This is a genomic window from Desulfosporosinus metallidurans (genome assembly GCF_001936615.1).
Classification (GTDB): Bacteria; Bacillota; Desulfitobacteriia; order Desulfitobacteriales; family Desulfitobacteriaceae; genus Desulfosporosinus; species Desulfosporosinus metallidurans.
Genome location: NZ_MLBF01000149.1, coordinates 1 through 1,548 on the forward strand (window position 1 = coordinate 1; position 1,548 = coordinate 1,548).

1 protein-coding gene is annotated in these 1,548 nt (G+C 45.9%); it reads right to left on the minus strand.

Going from position 1 to position 1,548, the window contains the following annotated elements; all coding sequences use genetic code 11:
• Nucleotides 1-1,534 (minus strand): methylenetetrahydrofolate reductase C-terminal domain-containing protein (locus DSOL_RS26045; RefSeq protein WP_075367592.1); only part of this gene is annotated, 1,534 nt, incomplete at its 3' end.
• Nucleotides 1,535-1,548 lie beyond the last annotated feature (14 nt).

The following is a 1,548-nucleotide window of genomic DNA, read 5'->3' on the forward strand; positions in this document are numbered from 1 at the left end:
TTCCTAATATTGGGGCCGAATGGTCTTTTCCTAAGTAAAAATTAGACCAAGAGGACGTCTGATAAAAATCCCAATTGGCGGGTGGCACTGGGGGAACATCTAAGCTTGCTTCTTCTCCATATTTTTTGAGTCTCGCATACGCCCTAACCCAGACACATTTCTTCTCCTTAGGATAAACCTCACACCAGCCGTCTAAGCTCCCTCCACAAGCCCCGTTACGTTGATTTTTCGGGCATTGGGACATCGGGCAAAGATAGGCCATATCCAGCATGGCACAGTCCCCACAGTCTTTACAATCAAGCATGACTACCTTCGCGATATGCTCAAGTGCATGCAATCTTCTTTCGGTCTTTTTCTTACCTTCGGCCGAACGATATATCCCGCGCATCATGGGGAATAGTTTCTTATTAGGTGTGAATAAAAGGCCATGCATCCCCCGCATCATTGTATAGCCCGCATTAGCAGGCGCATCTAATGGGCGGTTAGCACGATTAGTTGGTTGATCTGTATTCAGGCCCGTCTTCTCGTCCTTTTCAAAGTAGTAGAATCCATTCGTTTGAGGATAATCAAATTCACGAACGAGATCCTGCCAGTTCTTACTGAGTTCTTCCCCTTTGTCTAGGACGTATTCCACTTGTTCGTATTTAATATTATGCCCTCCTATATGAACTCCGGCAAAGCCCATGCCTTTCATAATGGCGTACATTTTGGCGGCTCTCAACATCCGCGCACCGACCCCTTTATCTGGGGCACCTTTTTCCGCGTCAAGTTCTGATAGAAGTTTATCCGTGACAACACAGCCTGGTAGCTGATTTTGATTCATAACTCGTGCTGCACCGAACGGAAGAATGTAGATATTGCCCACAACCGGAATATCCAATTTATTGACTTTCAAAAATTGCAATACTTCGTGGAACTTCCGAGCATCGTATCCGAGCTGGGTAACAATAAACTGAGCACCACCGGAAATCTTCTTTTTCAGTTTGTAATATTGTACCATCAATTCGGCCTCGGTTGATTTGAAAGGAGAAACAGCCGCTCCAGCAAAAAAGTCACTGGGTTGGTGATATAAGGGTCCCTTCATCCCCTGAACTTCTAAGCCCTTGTTCATTTCGGCGATAAGCTGTAACACATTAGATGGGTCGAGATCAAAGACTGGTTTAGGGCGTCCTTTAAACCCTGAAACCGTATAGTCGCCAGTCATCACTAAGAGGTTACGAACTTTTGCCCGGTCTAAGGCATAGAGTTGACTTTCCATTTGATTGCGGTTCTTATCTTTGCATGTAAAATGGACCAACGGTTCAATCCCCATTTTAAGGATTTCCATTCCTAAATAATCTGCGAGAATTGCCGGGTTGCCACCAGGATTATCCGTGATAGTAAGGGCATGAACCCTACCCCCTTTAGCCGCTTGTTCTGCAGAGGCGATCGCACTTTCCTGAGCCTTTTCGTTTGCGCCTCTCCCCGGCACGAGTTCCCACGTCACGGATAGCGTGTTTTTATCCAGCAATGACTCTTTGAACTTGTTTTCCATTCCCTAGTTCCTCT